General features: G+C 71.8%; 15 protein-coding genes. 6 read left to right on the forward strand and 9 right to left on the reverse strand.

The window, feature by feature from the left end:
• Positions 1–42: 42 nt before the first annotated feature.
• A complete protein-coding gene (folE, locus tag BA175_RS16025; RefSeq protein WP_069171936.1) occupies positions 43–648 on the forward strand; it encodes a GTP cyclohydrolase I FolE in 606 nt (201 codons plus the stop codon).
• Positions 649–735: 87 nt separating this feature from the next.
• Here folE and BA175_RS16030 read toward each other — a convergent pair whose 3' ends face one another.
• The 6 genes from BA175_RS16030 to BA175_RS16055 form a co-directional block, all read right to left on the reverse strand.
• Positions 736–1221: a DUF3180 domain-containing protein gene (locus BA175_RS16030; protein ID WP_069171937.1), complete on the reverse strand. Its 486-nt coding sequence runs from the start codon at positions 1219–1221 to the stop codon at positions 736–738.
• Positions 1222–1279: 58 nt separating this feature from the next.
• Positions 1280–1888: a 2-amino-4-hydroxy-6-hydroxymethyldihydropteridine diphosphokinase gene (folK, locus tag BA175_RS16035; protein ID WP_069171938.1), complete on the reverse strand. Its 609-nt coding sequence runs from the start codon at positions 1886–1888 to the stop codon at positions 1280–1282.
• Positions 1885–2244: a dihydroneopterin aldolase gene (folB, locus tag BA175_RS16040; protein WP_069171939.1), complete on the reverse strand. Its 360-nt coding sequence runs from the start codon at positions 2242–2244 to the stop codon at positions 1885–1887. The genes folK and folB overlap by 4 nt, the downstream gene beginning before the upstream one ends.
• Before the next feature lie 226 nt (positions 2245–2470).
• Entirely contained in the window at positions 2471–2953 is a 483-nt protein-coding gene (locus tag BA175_RS16045; RefSeq protein WP_069171940.1) for a nuclear transport factor 2 family protein, read from the reverse strand.
• Complete coding sequence (folP, locus tag BA175_RS16050) at positions 2950–3810, reverse strand: dihydropteroate synthase (protein ID WP_069171941.1); 861 nt, start codon at positions 3808–3810, stop codon at positions 2950–2952. Before folP ends, BA175_RS16045 begins: the two co-directional genes overlap by 4 nt.
• Before the next feature lie 403 nt (positions 3811–4213).
• Complete coding sequence (locus BA175_RS16055; RefSeq protein ID WP_069171942.1) at positions 4214–6049, reverse strand: phosphatidylglycerol lysyltransferase domain-containing protein; 1836 nt, start codon at positions 6047–6049, stop codon at positions 4214–4216.
• A 143-nt stretch (positions 6050–6192) separates the two neighbouring features.
• On the opposite strand from BA175_RS16055, the gene BA175_RS16060 reads away from it, so the two are divergent.
• A complete protein-coding gene (locus BA175_RS16060) occupies positions 6193–7311 on the forward strand; it encodes an alpha/beta hydrolase (protein WP_069171943.1) in 1119 nt (372 codons plus the stop codon).
• Positions 7312–7555: 244 nt separating this feature from the next.
• Here the strand turns inward: BA175_RS16060 and BA175_RS16065 are convergent, their stop codons facing one another.
• On the reverse strand, positions 7556–8737 hold the full coding sequence (locus tag BA175_RS16065; RefSeq protein WP_069171944.1) for an ABC transporter ATP-binding protein: 1182 nt from the start codon (positions 8735–8737) through the stop codon (positions 7556–7558).
• A 142-nt stretch (positions 8738–8879) separates the two neighbouring features.
• Here BA175_RS16065 and BA175_RS16070 point away from each other — a divergent pair, with 142 nt between their 5' ends.
• From BA175_RS16070 to BA175_RS16085, 4 genes are all read left to right on the forward strand, one after another.
• Entirely contained in the window at positions 8880–9590 is a 711-nt protein-coding gene (locus BA175_RS16070; RefSeq protein WP_069171945.1) for an ABC transporter permease, read from the forward strand.
• Between the two features lie 3 nt (positions 9591–9593).
• Positions 9594–10268, forward strand: coding sequence for an ABC transporter permease (locus BA175_RS16075; RefSeq protein WP_069171946.1), 675 nt, complete (start codon positions 9594–9596; stop codon positions 10266–10268).
• Positions 10269–10319: 51 nt separating this feature from the next.
• Positions 10320–11300 (forward strand): ABC transporter substrate-binding protein, encoded by a 981-nt coding sequence (locus BA175_RS16080; RefSeq protein ID WP_069171947.1) that lies wholly within the window; start codon positions 10320–10322, stop codon positions 11298–11300.
• Between the two features lie 171 nt (positions 11301–11471).
• Complete coding sequence (locus BA175_RS16085) at positions 11472–12497, forward strand: hypothetical protein (protein WP_069171948.1); 1026 nt, start codon at positions 11472–11474, stop codon at positions 12495–12497.
• 22 nt (positions 12498–12519) lie between these two features.
• On the opposite strand, the gene BA175_RS16090 is transcribed toward BA175_RS16085, so the two are convergent.
• Positions 12520–13662: an NADH-quinone oxidoreductase subunit D gene (locus BA175_RS16090; protein ID WP_069171949.1), complete on the reverse strand. Its 1143-nt coding sequence runs from the start codon at positions 13660–13662 to the stop codon at positions 12520–12522.
• Positions 13659–14681 carry an SAM-dependent methyltransferase gene (locus tag BA175_RS16095; RefSeq protein WP_069171950.1) on the reverse strand — a complete coding sequence of 341 codons (1023 nt, stop codon included), beginning with the start codon at positions 14679–14681 and terminating at the stop codon, positions 13659–13661. The genes BA175_RS16090 and BA175_RS16095 overlap by 4 nt, the downstream gene beginning before the upstream one ends.
• Between the last annotated feature and the right edge of the window lie 75 nt (positions 14682–14756).

Genomic DNA, 14756 nt, shown 5'->3' on the forward strand with positions numbered 1-14756 from the left:
GCCGGCCCCGCGCATGTGACAGCACAGAGGAACGAGGCACAGATGACCGACCCGGTAACGCTCGACGGGCAGACGTCCATCGGCGTGTTCGACCAGAAGCGGGCCGAGTCCGCCGTACGGGAGCTCCTCATCGCGGTCGGAGAGGACCCGGACCGTGAGGGGCTGCGCGAGACCCCGGGCCGGGTGGCGCGTGCCTACAAGGAGATATTCGCGGGCCTCTACCAGGAGCCCGAGGACGTTCTGACGACCACCTTCGACCTCGGTCACGACGAGATGGTCCTGGTGAAGGACATCGAGGTCTACAGCACGTGCGAGCACCATCTGGTGCCGTTCCGCGGGGTCGCGCACGTCGGGTACATCCCGGCCACCAGCGGAAAGATCACCGGGCTGTCGAAGCTGGCGCGGCTGGTCGACGTCTACGCCCGGCGTCCCCAGGTGCAGGAGCGGCTCACCACGCAGATCGCCGAGTCGCTGATGGCGATCCTGGAGCCGCGCGGTGTCATCGTCGTCATCGAGTGCGAGCACATGTGCATGTCCATGCGGGGGATCCGCAAGCCCGGCGCCAAGACGCTGACGTCGGCCGTGCGCGGTCAGCTGCGCGATCCGGCCACCCGCGCGGAGGCGATGAGCCTCATCATGGCCCGCTGAGTTCGTGGCCCGCCGGGCTCAGGGCCCGCTGAGCGGGCGGATCACCCGCAGGCCGCCGGAGGGGCCGTCGGCCGGCGGGGGTGGGTGTCAGGCCGCGGTGGCGGCGTTTCCGCGGTCGTTCTTGTCCTCCGGGAGCTTGCAGACGCGCTCGAGGAACATCGCGGCCGCGACGACCGCCGCACCGGCCAGCACCGCGCAGCCGGCGTAGATGGCCTGGTCACGCCGGGGTGGTACGTCGAGGTAGCTGAGCAGGAAGACGCCCGTGCCGCCGTACATCCCGGCGACCAGCGCCGCGACGAGCGCACTGGCCTGGCCGAAGACCACCGCCCTGGCCGCCATCAGGGGCTCGATGCCCTTGGCTCCCGGGCGGCGCTCACGCTGGGCTCGGAGGCGGGACCGGATCGACAGCGCGGTGGCGAGCAGGACGACGGCGATCACCGCCAGTACGACGGGTGCGGCGAGCGGCACGCTCGGCAGGGTGCCCAGGGCGTCCCAGAGGCGGGATCCGCCCCAGGACAGGACGCCGGCTCCGGCGAAGAGGCCGGCCAGCGGCCCGAGCCGTAGTTGCTTCACCGAGAGTGCCGCCCTTCTCCGCCGCCCATGTCGTTCCGTTCGTCATCGAGCCTAACGACTACTCGGGGAGGCGGAGTTCCAGGTCGGCCCGGGGAAGCACCCCGTCACGTCCGACGCTCTCCAGGAGTTCACCGACGGGTCCGGATCCCGGCAGCTGGGCGTCGGGGTCCACGTCGTGCCAGGGGGCGAGGACGAAGGCCCGCTCGTGGGCGCGCGGGTGGGGCAGGGTGAGCAGCGGGTCGTCGGAGACCACGTCGGCGTACGCCACGATGTCGACGTCGATGGTGCGGGGCCCCCAGCGCTCCTCCCGGACCCGGTCGAAGGCCTCCTCGATGGCCTGGCCGCGTTCCAGGAGGGAGGAGGGAGGCAGCGTCGTCTTCACGACGACCACGGCGTTGAAGTACGACGGCTGGGAGCCGGGTTCCACGCCCCAGGGCTCCGTCTCGTAGACCGGGGAGACGGCTTTGACCCGCAGCCCGGGTGTGTCCTCCAGGGCGTCGACGGCGCCCTGGAGGGTCTCCAGCCGGTTGCCGAGGTTGGAGCCGAGGGAGATCACGGCCCGTTTGGGGTTGGACAGGGTGATGTCCGCCGCGTCCACCTGCTCGACCACGGCGGCGGGAACCGGCTGGACGGTCGGATCGCTCTGACCCTCGGGGAATGCGGTCATGCTCGGCTCCGGGTGATGGTGACGGTCACGTCGTCGAAGGGGACGGTGATGGGGGCGTCCGGCTTGTGCACCACGACCTCGACCTCCTCGACCCCCTGGTGCGTGAGGCACTGCTGCGCGATGCGTTCCGCGAGGGTCTCGATCAGGTCGACCGGTTCGCCCTCGACGACGTCGACGACCTCTTCCGCGACCACGCCGTAGTGCACGGTCTTCGTCAGGTCGTCGGCGGCTGCCGCGGGGCGGGTGTCCAGGCCGAGGACCAGGTCCACGATGAAGGTCTGGCCCTCCTCCCGCTCCCGGGGGAAGACACCGTGGTGCCCACGGGCCTTGAGGCCGCGCAGCGCGACACGATCCACGCGAATCACTCCTGCTGTCGTTGGTCGGGTCGGCACCCGCGCGCGTGCGGGCGGGAGGGTGCCGTCGTGCGAATCTACCCGCGAGCACCGACAGGGCTCACGCGTGGGGCTTCGGGTCCGGCCCGGCAGGGGGCCGGGAGCCGCGTATACCCCGTGTTCGGGCCGGTCAATCCCCGAGCGCCGGGGCTGTGCCCTCGCCGGGGTGATCCGCCCGGTGCCCGCCCGCTCAGGACGGTGATCCCTCGTCCTCTTCCTCGCCGGTCTCCGCCAGTACGGGGGAGCCGTGGTGCGACCAGAGCTTCCAGCCGTCCGGTGTGCGCCGGAACACGTTCGTGGCCACGACGAGCTGGCCGACGAGCGGTCCCAGCGCGTCGCCGTCCTCCGCCGGGGCGCCGCTGAGGATGTTCTCCGTGCAGGTCACCAGCGCGGTGTCACCGGTCATCGCGACGCCGACGTCGGTCAGGAAGAACTGGATGTACTCCGTGTTGGCCATGATCAGCGCGTAGCTGCGGAGCACCTCACCGCGCCCGGTGAGCACCGGCCAGCCGGGGTGGACGCAGGAGACCGTGAGGTCCTCGCCCGGCAGCCAGAGGCCGGAGAGCGCGTCGAGGTCGCCTCGCTCCATCGCCTCGTAGAAGGCGGTGTTGGCCTGTTCGACGGCCCGGATGTCGGCCGCCGCGGCCTCGTGTTCGTCCCGGGGTGTGTTCATGCGGCTCCCTCGACGGCGCGGGCGACCCGGACGGCGTCGGCCGTGGGCCGTACTGCGTGGACGCGTACGGCCCAGGCGCCCGCGTGTGCCGACAGGGCGGAGACGGCCGCCGTGGCGGCGTCGCGTTCGCGTGCGGGGGGCGGGGCCGTGCCCTCACCGGCCAGGACGTGGCCGAGGAACCTCTTGCGGGAGGCGGCCACGAGCAGGGGCCGGCCCAGGTCGCGGAGCCGGGGGAGGTGGGCGATGAGCGCCAGGTCCTGGGCGGCGTTCTTGGCGAAGCCGAGCCCCGGGTCGATCACCAGCTTCTCCGGGGCGACCCCGCCGTCGATCACGGCGTCCATGCGGGCACGCAGCTCGCCGACCACATCGGCGACGACGTCGTCGTAGACCGCGCGGCTGTTCATCGACTCGCTGAAACCGCGCCAGTGCATCACGACGAACGGCACGCCGGAGGCAGCGACGACCCGGACCATGTCAGGGTCGGCGAGACCGCCGCTCACGTCGTTGACGAGGGCCGCACCTGCGGCGACGGCCTGCTCGGCCACGCGGGCCCGCATGGTGTCCACGGAGAGGGTGACGCCCTCGGAGGCGAGCCCCCGTACGACGGGGATCACCCGGCGCAGCTCCTCCGCCTCGTCCACCCGGCTGGCACCGGGGCGGGTGGACTCACCGCCCACGTCGACGAGGTCGGCCCCCTCGGCCACGAGCCCGAGACCGTGCTTGATCGCCGCCGTGGTGTCGAACCAGTGGCCGCCGTCGGAGAAGGAGTCGGGGGTCACGTTCACGACGCCCATGACCGCGCAGCGGTCCCACTCCGGCAGGCCCCGCACTGTGCCCCGTCCTCGCAACGTACTCATGAGACCCAGCCTAGGGCGTGTTTCGAAAGTGGCGTCGTCTGCCCGGAGGGCAGGCCCGGCGGCGTCCGGTGCGTGCGATCGCAAGGCGGAGGGTCGCCTCGATACCGGTGTATCGGGGCGATCCCGACAACGCGGTGAGTGTGCGTGCCAGGCGTCGCCCGGCAGACGGGACTTTCGAAACGCGCCGGAGGGGCGTGTCGCGCACGGAGCGCCGTCTGCCCGTGGCGCAGGACCGGCGGCGCCCGGGGCGGGCGTACGCACGGCGGGGCTCGCCCCGGCACCGGACGTGTCGGGGAGGTCCCGGCAACGCGGCGCGTGCGCGTGCGGGCGTCGCCGGGGCCACCGGACCCGAAGCACGCCTTCCGGTGGTTCCCCCTGAGCGGCCGGGCCGTGAACGGCCCGGTCAGGCCGCGTGGGCGGTGTGCTCGGCGGGCAGGTCCGGGCGGTGGGCGCAGGGCCGGGGGGTACGGGGGCGGAACGGGCGGGGCGGCGCGAGATTCAGGAAGCCCTCGGCCCGGAGGGCGGCGAGGCCGATGCGGGGAAGATCGCGGCCGGCGCGGTAGACGACGAACCGGGGTTCCCAGCGGGGCCGGAACTTCGCGTTGAAGCGGTAGAGCGACTCGATCTGGAACCAGCGCGACAGGAAGATCAGCAGTCCGCGCCAGCAGCGCAGGACCGGTCCCGCGCCCAGCCGTTCGCCGCGGGCGAGCGCCGAACGGAACATGGCGAAGTTCAGCGAGACCCGGGTGACCGCGAGTGCGGGAGCGGCCTGCAGGGAGGCGACTATCAGCAGTTCGTTCATGCCGGGGTCGGCCGAGCGGTCGCGTCGCATCAGTTCCAGGGAGAGGCCGTCGCTGCCCCACGGGACGAAGTGGAGCACCGCCTTCAGGTCGCCGTGCGGGGAATCCGCCGCGCCGGGATCGGCCAGATGGGCGGTGGCGACGACACAGTCGCCGTCGTAAGGGTCACCGATCCTGCCCAGCGCCATGGAGAAGCCGCGCTCGGTGTCCGTACCGCGCCAGTCGGCGGCGGCCTTGCGGATGCGGGCGAGTTCGGTGTCGCCGATGTCGCGTGCGCGCCGGACCCGGGTCTCGTAGCCGTTACGCTCGATGCGCTTCACCATCTGCCGCACGTTGCGCATCGGCCGCCCGGCCAGGGAGAAATCCGCGACGTCCACCACCGCCTCGTCGCCGATCTCCAGCGCGGACAGCCCGGTCTCGCGGGTCCACACCTCGCCACCGGTCTCGCTGCAGCCCATCACGGCCGGTGTCCAGGAATGTGCCCTGGCCTCGTCCATGAAGCGCTCGATGGCTCCCGGCCAGGCCTCCACGTCACCGATCGGGTCACCTCCCGCGAGCATCACGCCCGACACCACGCGGTAGCAGACGGCCGCCTTGCCGCTGGGGGAGAAGACCACGCCCTTGTCGCGGCGGAGCGCGAAGTGCCCGAGGGAGTCGCGGCTCCCGTGCTTGTCGAGCAGCGCACGCAGCCGCACCTCGTCGTCCTCGGTGAGGCGGGCGGCCGGGTGCTCGGGCCGGAAGGCGAGGTAGATCGTGGTGACGGCGGTCAGCAGGCCCAGGGAGCCGAGGGAGTACGCCACCGTCCACGAGGTCGCCCCGGCGTAGTCGACGGGCCCCTCGAAGCCGAACAGGCCGTACAGCACGTGCTGGAGCCGGTCGGCGATGGAGGGGTTGCCGACGACGCGTCCCGGATGCACGCTGACGACCACCAGGCCCAGGACCATCGAACCCGCGCCGAGCAGCACGAAGTTGGCCAGGGCCCGCCAGCGGCTCCTCGGGTCGGGGAGCGCCGCGAACTCGCTCCGGTGCCGTACCAGGAGGTAGCAGAGCACGAGGGAGACCAGGACGCCGATCAGGGAGTGCCGGTAGACGAACTGCGCCACGGCGCCCGCCGGCAGCAGGACCACGGCCGCCCGCCAGGCGCGCCGTTTGTGCCGCTTGATGCCGTGGGCGAGCAGGAGCAGCAGGACCCCCGAGCTCAGGGAGAGCGCCGCGGCGAACGGGCCGAGGGCGCCGGGGAGCACCTCGGCGAGGGTGTGCATCCGGCTGTGCCGGAAGCGGGGGAAGACGCCCGCGGCGACGTCGATCAGGCCGACGACCGTGCAGGCGCTGCCGACCAGTGCCGGTACCGCTTCGGGCCGTGGCCCGCGCGGAAGCCCGCGTCCGCGGACCGCGAACGGAACCTTTCTCGACTTGTCCCCATCTACCGTGACAGACATCGCTTCCCGTGGCTCCGCGAGAGATTCCTGAGTCCGTCGGCCGAAGCCCCTACGGACGATGTGCGACCTCTAGGACGAGGCTTCCGCGAAGTGGGTTCATCCTCTTTGCGGAAATTTCACGCACAGAAAGCTCATCTGTACTCATGGGTCTCACCAGCAACGCCGTACTGGCCGTCGCGACAGCCGTGGCCGTCGCGCTGTTCGCCGTCACGATCCGTCTCTGGCCCCGGCTGGCCGCCCGTACCGCACGCGCGGTGGCGGGCCGGGTCGGCCTCCTGCTGGCCACCCAGCTGACGCTCTTCGTCGCGGTCGGCCTGGTGGCCAACAACTCCTTCCTCTTCTACGGTTCCTGGGCCGACCTGTTCGGGCGGCAGCAGGACCTGGGCACGGTCACCGACCACGGGGCGGGCGCCCCCGGGAGTACGGCGGCCCGGATCGGCAGCGTGCGGCCGGATGTACCGGGGGGCGGCAGGCCCGCGACCGGCGGCCGGATCGAGAAGGTCGTCGTCTCGGGCCACAGGTCCGGGATCGACTCCGCCGCCTACGTCTATCTGCCGCCGGAGTACTTCCAGCCGGCCCACGCCGGGCGCACCTTTCCCGCGGTCGTCGTGCTCACCGGCTACCCGGGTACGGCCGAGAACCTCTTCAAGGGGCTGCGCTATCCGCAGACCGCCCGCGCGCTGGTGAAGGCCGGCAGGGCGCAGCCGATGATCCTGGTGATGCTGAGGCCGACGGTGGCGCCGCCCCGGGACACCGAGTGCGTGGACGTCCCGGGCGGTCCGCAGACCGAGACCTTCCTCGCGCGGGACCTGCCCCAGGCGGTCTCACGGACCTACCGGGCCGGCAGCCGCCCCGGTGACTGGGGGATCATCGGGAACTCGACCGGTGGCTACTGCGCCCTGAAGATCGGGATGCACCACCCGGACGGATTCGCGGCGAGCGCGGGACTCTCGGCCTACTACAAGGCGGCCGAGGACCCGACGACCGGCGACCTCTTCCACGGTGACCGGGCCGCGCGCCACCGGGCGGACCTGCTGTGGACCCTGGCGCACCGGCCGCCGGCCGCCTCGTCCTTCCTGGTCACGACGTCCCGGCAGGGTGAGGGGAACCTCGCGGCGACCCGGGAGTTCATCGCCCGGGTGAAGGCTCCCGCCAGGGTCTCCTCGATCGTGCTCGACAGCGGCGGGCACAACTTCAACACCTGGCGGCGGGAGATCCCTCCGGCGCTCGAGTGGATGAGCAGCAGGCTCGGCGGGCGCTGAACGCGGGGACCACGCGGTACGGTTCCGGGCCCGTCGGCGCCGTGCCCCGGGGCCTCCGTGGCCCGCAGGCTGTGCCCGGGAGCCGTCCCGGGCCCGTAGGAAGGCGCCCGGAGACACCGAAGCCGAATTCCGCGTCCGCGGGAGCCGGCCCGGGCCCGTCGGTAGGCGGCCCGGGCCCCCGGGAGCCGCCTCAGGGACGCCGACGGCCGAACCCCGGCGTCCCCGGGAGCCGGCCGCCCCGCTCTCAGCGGGAGTCGACCGTCGTGACCGTTTCCACCGCGACCTCCGCCCGCGGGACGTCCTGCGCGTCCGCGTCGATCGAGCGGCGCAGGGCCTCGTGGAGGCGTGCCGGGGTGAGGACGCCGAGGAAGCGTCCGGCGCCCCCCTCGTCGATGACGGCGATCCATCCCGCGTCGTGCTGGAGCATCGTGGCGAAGGCCTGCTTGAGCGGGGCGCCGAGCGGGAGCCAGGCCTCCATCCGCCGGGCGTGCTCGCGAACCGTTCCCCCGGCCGCCGCCGGCCCGGTGCCGCCCGCGGGTATCCAGCCGTGCAGGTTGTCCTCGCCGTCCAGCACCACCGCCCAGCGGGCCCCCTCGGCCCGCAGCCGCTCGGTCGCCCGTGCCAGGGGGTCGTCGAGGTGCACGACCGGCGGCTGGTCCAGGTCGCTCTCCTCGATGGGTGTGACGGAGAGCCGCTTCAGGCCGCGGTCGGCCCCGACGAAGTCCGCCACGTACGGTGTGGCGGGGGCGCCGAGCACGGTGGCGGGCGAGTCGAACTGCTCGATGCGGCCCTGGCCGTACACGGCGATGCGGTCACCGAGCCGGACGGCCTCCTCGATGTCGTGCGTGACGAACAACACGGTCTTGCGCACCTGGGCCTGCAGTCTCAGGAATTCGTTCTGGAGTTTTTCCCGGACGACGGGGTCGACCGCTCCGAAAGGCTCGTCCATCAGCAGGACGGGCGGATCCGCTGCCAGCGCCCGGGCCACGCCCACCCGTTGGCGCTGACCGCCCGAGAGCTGTTCCGGATAGCGGTCGCCATGAACGGAGGGGTCCAGTCCGACCAGGTCGAGCAGTTCGGCGGCGCGCTCACGCCCCTTCGCCCTTTTCCAGCCCAGGAGATGGGGCACCGTCGCCGTGTTCTCCAGCACGGTCCGGTGCGGGAAGAGTCCCACCTGCTGGATCACATAGCCGATACGGCGGCGGAGTTGTACGGGGTCGATGGAGGATATGTCGTCCCCGTCGAGCGATATCCGGCCCTCGGTCGGTTCGATCAGGCGGTTCACCATCTTCATGGTGGTCGTCTTGCCGCAGCCGGAAGGTCCGACGAGTGTGACCAGTTCCCCCTCCGCGACCTCGAAGGAAAGGCCGTCGACGGCGGTCGTGCCGTCCGCGTACCGCTTGGTGACGTGCTCGAAACGGATCATGGTTCCCCATTGTGACGCGGGTTCTGTGAAGGACGTGTTGCCGGAATACGACAGCCTCGGCGATTGTCAGTGGTCGAGGATAGGGTCGCCGGTGATCGGATCCGCTGCGGAGCGGCCGCGGTGAACGGGGGGTGAGGGGCGGATGGCCGAGCGGAACTGCCTGGTGGCGAACGACTGGATCTGTGGAGAATATCTGCGCTCCCGGAGCCAGGAGCTGACCGATGCGACGGTCCAGCACATCTGGATCACGGCGCTTTCGGTGCTGATCGGGCTCGCGGTCGCCTTTCCGCTCGCGCTGCTCGCACGCCGCGGACGGCATTTCGCCGGACCGGTGCTCGGGCTGACCACCGTGCTCTACACCGTGCCGTCGCTGGCGATGTTCTCGCTCCTCCTGCCGCTCTTCGGGCTCTCCGCCGCACTGGTCGTCACCGGCCTCGTGCTCTATTCGCTGACCATTCTCGTGCGGAACATCCTGGCGGGCCTCGAAGCGGTCCCCCAGGAGGCCAGGGAAGCCGCGCAGGGCATGGGTTACGGTCCCGGCAGGCTGCTCTGGGAGGTCGAACTCCCGCTGGCGCTGCCTGCTCTGATGGCGGGACTGCGGATCGCCACGGTCTCGACGGTCGCGCTGACCACGGTCGGTTCCCTCGTCGGGAAGGGCGGTCTCGGCAATCTCATCGAGGACGCGCTGCCCAGCTTCTTCAAGGCCCAGGTGCTCACCGCGTCCGTGCTCTGCGTAGTGCTCGCGGTGGTGGCGGATCTGCTGCTCCTCGGTCTGCAGCGCCTGCTCACGCCCTGGACCCGGATACGGACACCCGCCGCGCAGGCGGGCCTCGCGACGACGGAGGCGGGCTGACCCATGGGAGTCATCGGGGACGCCTGGACCTGGCTCGTCACCGGCGCCAACTGGACCGGGGACGACGGGGCCACGCACCGGCTCGCCGAGCACCTGTTCGTCAGCGGGGTCGCCCTCGCGGCGGCCTGCGCCCTCGCGCTGCCGCTCGCCCTGTACCTGGGACACATCGGCAAGGGGGGTGCGCTCGCGGTCAACATCTCGAATGTGGGGCGGGCCGTCCCCGTCTTCGCGGTACTGGCCCTCTTCATGATGACCCCCCTGCGTAACTCCGGTTATCTGCCGACGGTCATCGCGCTGGTGCTGTTCGCCGTGCCCCCGCTGCTGACCAACGCCTACGTCGGCATGACGCAGGTCGACAGAGCGGTGGTGGAGGCCGCACGGGGTATGGGGATGTCGGGCGGGCAGCTCTTCCTGCGGGTCGAGCTCCCGCTGGCCTACCCGATGATCATGACCGGTCTGCGTTCCGCCGCCGTCCAGGTCGTCGCCACGGCCTCGATCGCGGCGATGGTCGGTCTCGGCGGCCTCGGCCGGATCATCACCGCCGGATTCAACACCTATGACACCGCCCAGGTCTTCGCGGGAGCCGTCCTGGTCGCCCTGCTGGCCCTGGTGGTCGAAGGCGTACTCGTGGCGCTGGACCGGCTGCTGGCGCCCGGAGGCCGGCGCCGGACCGCGTGAGGACCGGGCTTTCGACGTGCACACACCTTTTTCTCGCGGACGGAGAACATCATGAGCAGGACCTCGCGCATAGCGGGTGCGGTCGTCGGAGCGGTCGCGCTGGCAGGCTCGCTCGCCGCCTGCGGCGGCGACAGCCTGGAGAGCGGGAAGAGCGGCGCGGACGCCGGTGCGGACGCCGGCTCCACGAAGGGTTCGCTGGTGGTGGGAGCCGCCGCCTTCACCGAGTCCAAGGTGCTCGCCGAGCTCTACGCCCAGCTCCTGGACGACGCCGGATACAGCACCTCGGTCACCACGGTGAAGAACCGCGAACTGTACGAACCCTCCCTGGAGAAGGGTGAGATAGACGTCGTCCCCGAATACGCGGCGACCATCGCCGAATTCCTCAACGCCAAGGTCAACGGGGCGAAGAAGGCGGAGGCCGCGCCGGTCGCCTCCGGTGACGCCGCGGCCACCGTGGCGGCGCTGGAGAAGCTCGCCACGCCGCTCGGCCTGAAGGTCCTTCCGGCAGGCAAGGCGGTCGACCAGAACGCCTTCGCGGTGAGCGGGGAATTCGCCTCGAAGAACAACCTCAAGACGCTTTCCGACCTCGGCCGGTCGAAGCTGAAGGTGAAGATCGCGGCGGGTGACGAGTGCGAGGTGCGCCCCTTCTGCGCCCCGGGCCTGAAGAAGACGTACGGAATCGACGTCACCGGCATCGACCCCAAGGGTGTCGGAACCCCGCAGTCCAAGCAGGCGGTCAAGGACGGGAAGGACCAGTTGGTCCTCACGACCACCACGGACGCGGTGCTGGACAGCTACGGGCTGGTGTTCCTGGAGGACGACAAGAAGCTGCAGAACGCCGACAACGTCCTGCCCGTGCTCAACGCGAAGGACGCGGGTTCTCCGGAGATCGCCGCGGCGCTCGGGAAGCTCACCGACGTACTCACCACCGAGGACCTCGCGGAACTCAACCTCAAGGTCGACGCGGAGCGCGTCAAGCCCGCCGACGCGGCCAGGGATTATCTGCGGTCCAAGGGGCTGGTCAAGAAGTAGGAGAACGCGGCGAAGGGGCTTCCGAAGGACCTGAACGCCTTTCGGCGGATCGGTCCGGAGGAAGGCGCGGCGGGTCCGGCAAGATCCACTGTGCGCGTCCTGGGTAACCGCCCGGGAACAGATTGCCGGGCGGCCTCCCAACTGACCGGCGAGCACGGTAAATTTCGGGCCATGTCACGTGGACGCCACCGCCATTCGCCGCCCCTCCACAGAATCCTGCCGCCCTCCGTGGTGGCCGGGGTGTCGGTCGTCTGTGCCGCCGGAGCCTGGCTCCTCGCGGACCCCGTGCCCCTCCGGGGACTCGTGGCGGTCACCGCCGTCGCCGCGCTCTCCGGTGCGTACCTGATGCGCAGCTGGGACCGTGCCGCGGGGCTCCGCGTCGCGGAACTGACCCGGGCGAGGGCCGGCGACGAGTGGAAGGCCGAGGAGCGCATAGCCGAGCTCGAGACCGATCTCGAGGAGTCACGGGCACTGCGCACCCGGCTGGAGACGAAACTGCGCCGCAAGCGCGTGGAACTCGCCGGTCTCCGCGGTGAACACGCCGCCCTGCTCCGCCGCTACGCCAACGCCGAGACCGAGCGGGCCAGCGCCCTGGAGGGCCGCAGGCAGCTCGCCATCGAAGCGTCCACCCCGCGCGAGCTGCCCGCCGCACGGTCCACACCGACACCGGGCGCCTACCTCAGGGCCGCGCAGGCCCTCCAGGACCTGACCCGCAACGCCGCCCTCCAGGAGGCCCGCCGCACGGCCGCACCGGCCAGAGGGCGGGACCTGCCCGAGCGGACCGCGGAAGGGGACCCGGAGGGCGAGGGCCCGAGGGGGAACCACCCGGCGGTCGCCGGAGCGGGTGACCACCGGCACCGCCGTCCCTCCGCGGCCCTGCCCGCACTCCAGCCGTCGCCCACCCCCGTCCGCTTGCCCCGGGCCGTTCCGGCGGCCTCGGCCGTCGTCCCCTCCGCCGCGCGCCGCCACCTCGTCCCGCAGGGGAGCTTCGACTTCTTCGGCACCCAGAAGGCGAACGCCACCGCGCTCGAGTCCGTGCAGAACGAGGACCTCGCGGACGTGGTGGGCCAGGAGGCCCTGGCGGCGCACCGTACGGGCGCGGCCGAGAACCGTGCTGTCGGCAAGGTCATCGACCTGACCGCCCACGACGAGACCGAACAACTGGACGTCGTGCGGCTGCGCAGCGCGATCTCGTGACCACCGTGGCCGAGGGGACCGGCTACTTGTCGATGTCGCCGACGACGAAGAAGAGCGACCCCAGGATCGCGACCATGTCGGCGACCAGGGTGCCGGGCAGGAGCTCGGTGAGCGCCTGGATGTTGTTGTACGAGGCGGAGCGCAGCTTCAGCCGGTAGGGGGTCTTCTCGCCCGTGGAGACCAGGTAGTAGCCGTTGATGCCGAGCGGGTTCTCGGTCCAGGCGTAGGTGTGGCCCTCCGGAGCCTTGAGGACCTTGGGCAGCCGCTGGTTGACGGGCCCGGGCGCGAGAGCGGCCAGCCGGTCCAGGCAGGCGTCGGCCAGGTCCAGCGCGTTGTGCGTCTGTTCCAGCAGGCATTCGAAGCGGGCCAGGCAGTCGCCCTCGGTCCGGGTGACGACCTTCAGCGTGTCCCGCAGTTCCCCGTACGCCAGGTAGGGCTCGTCGCGCCGCAGGTCGAAGTCGACGCCGGAGGCACGTGCGATCGGCCCGGACACCCCGTAGGCGTGCACGGCTTCGGCGGACAGGACACCCACCCCGCGGGTGCGGCCCCGGAAGATCTCGTTGCCGAGGACCAGCCGGTCGTAGACGTCCATGCGGGAGCGGACGGAGGCCACGGCGTCCCGGGCCCGGCCGAGCCAGCCCGCGGGCAGGTCCTCCTTGAGGCCGCCGACCCGGTTGAACATGTAGTGCATCCGGCCGCCGGAGACCTCCTCCATGACGGCCTGCAGCTCCTCGCGCTCCCGGAACGCGTAGAAGACGGGGGTGATCCCGCCGAGTTCGAGGGGGTAGGAGCCGAGGAACATGAGGTGGTTCAGCACCCGGTTCAGCTCCGCCAGCAGCGTCCTCGTCCAGACGGCGCGCTCCGGGACCTCCATGCCGAGCATGCGCTCGACGGCCATGACGACCCCGAGCTCGTTGGAGAAGGCCGACAACCAGTCGTGACGGTTGGCGAGCATGATGATCTGCCGGTAGTCGCGGGCCTCGAAGAGCTTCTCGGCCCCGCGGTGCATGTAACCGATGACCGGTTCCGCCTGCTGGACGCGCTCGCCGTCGAGAACGAGCCGGAGCCGGAGCACCCCGTGCGTGGAGGGGTGCTGCGGACCGATGTTGAGCACCATGTCGGTGCTCTCTGCCGCGCCGCCGATGCCGACCGTCGTCTCCGTCATGCGGGACAGTATCCCTCCTCGGTCCGAGGCCGGGCGGCGGAGCCCGGCCTCACCCGGTGCCGGAGCCAGCCGAAGTCGCCGAGCCCGCCGCGCGCCGTGAGTTCCGCCGCCTCGCCCGCCGAGGCGAGGGCCCGCACATAGCCGGCCGGATCGGACGACGCCCGCGCGAGGGGCGGCCGTTCGCCGCTGACCCCCAGCTCCCGCAGCGCGGACCGCTGGTCGAGGAGCTCGTGCTCCCCGCCGGCCGCCGCCGCGCAGGCGTCCAGCGCCACGTGCGAGGTGAGGTCGCAGCTCCCGTCGGGCACGGGGCGCACCTCGCGCCCCGCCCGGAACCCGGTCAGTGTCCCGAACGGCGGCCGGGCTCCCCGCCCATGGGCGTAGTCCACGGCGACCGCGACCCCGCCGTCGAGCGAGCCGACCGCCCGCGCCCACGCCTCGTCGCGCGGCCTGCCGATCTCCGCCCGCTCACCCGGCCGCGACAGCGGCCACCACCGGTCCAGCCACCGCGCGTCCGCACCGGTCACCGGGTCGCCCAGCCGTTCCGCGCCGTCCGCGCGCCTGACGAGCACGTAACGGGCGACCCCGTCCTCGTCCGCCTCGGCGACGTCGGTGGGGACGTTGTCCAGCCACTCGTTGGCGAACAGCAGGCCCTGAGTGCCCCGGGGCGGCTCGGCACACCACTCGATGCCCGGATCCAGCCCCGGGGGGCGGGGCGCCACCTCCACGGCGTACGCCCGCACGGTGAGTCCCGGGGTGGCGGGCCGCTCCCCGAGCGCCGCCAGGACCCCGGTCAGCAGCTCACCTCTGCCCGCTCCGACGTCCACGAGGTCGACCGCGTCGGTCCCGAGCAGGCCGGCCGTCCTGACCAGCAGTCGCGCGACGGCCGCGGCGAACAGCGGGGAGGCGTGCACCGAGGTGCGGAAATGGCCCGCCGGACCTTCGGGGCGCCGGTAGAAGCCCTTTTGCCCGTACAAGGCGGTCTCTGCCGCTTCCCGCCAGCCACACCACTCATACGTCACGTAGGCAAGTCTCCACCTTGGGGAGTACGGTCCCAGGACCCGGATCGGCCCTTCGGCTGACCCGGGCACCGATCA

Source organism: Streptomyces griseus (assembly GCF_001715295.1).
GTDB lineage: Bacteria > Actinomycetota > Actinomycetes > Streptomycetales > Streptomycetaceae > Streptomyces > Streptomyces griseus_G.

Bases quoted from the DNA above. Each gene is read 5' to 3' on its own strand.
- BA175_RS16045 (WP_069171940.1), bottom strand. From the start codon at position 2,953: ATGAACACACCCCGGGACGAACACGAGGCCGCGGCGGCCGACATCCGG.
- BA175_RS16060 (WP_069171943.1), top strand. From the start codon at position 6,193: ATGGGTCTCACCAGCAACGCCGTACTGGCCGTCGCGACAGCCGTGGCC.
- folP (WP_069171941.1), bottom strand. From the start codon at position 3,810: ATGAGTACGTTGCGAGGACGGGGCACAGTGCGGGGCCTGCCGGAGTGG.
- BA175_RS16085 (WP_069171948.1), top strand. From the start codon at position 11,472: ATGTCACGTGGACGCCACCGCCATTCGCCGCCCCTCCACAGAATCCTG.
- folE (WP_069171936.1), top strand. From the start codon at position 43: ATGACCGACCCGGTAACGCTCGACGGGCAGACGTCCATCGGCGTGTTC.
- BA175_RS16065 (WP_069171944.1), bottom strand. From the start codon at position 8,737: ATGATCCGTTTCGAGCACGTCACCAAGCGGTACGCGGACGGCACGACC.
- folK (WP_069171938.1), bottom strand. From the start codon at position 1,888: ATGACCGCATTCCCCGAGGGTCAGAGCGATCCGACCGTCCAGCCGGTT.
- BA175_RS16055 (WP_069171942.1), bottom strand. From the start codon at position 6,049: ATGTCTGTCACGGTAGATGGGGACAAGTCGAGAAAGGTTCCGTTCGCG.
- BA175_RS16070 (WP_069171945.1), top strand. From the start codon at position 8,880: ATGGCCGAGCGGAACTGCCTGGTGGCGAACGACTGGATCTGTGGAGAA.
- BA175_RS16080 (WP_069171947.1), top strand. From the start codon at position 10,320: ATGAGCAGGACCTCGCGCATAGCGGGTGCGGTCGTCGGAGCGGTCGCG.
- BA175_RS16090 (WP_069171949.1), bottom strand. From the start codon at position 13,662: ATGACGGAGACGACGGTCGGCATCGGCGGCGCGGCAGAGAGCACCGAC.
- BA175_RS16075 (WP_069171946.1), top strand. From the start codon at position 9,594: ATGGGAGTCATCGGGGACGCCTGGACCTGGCTCGTCACCGGCGCCAAC.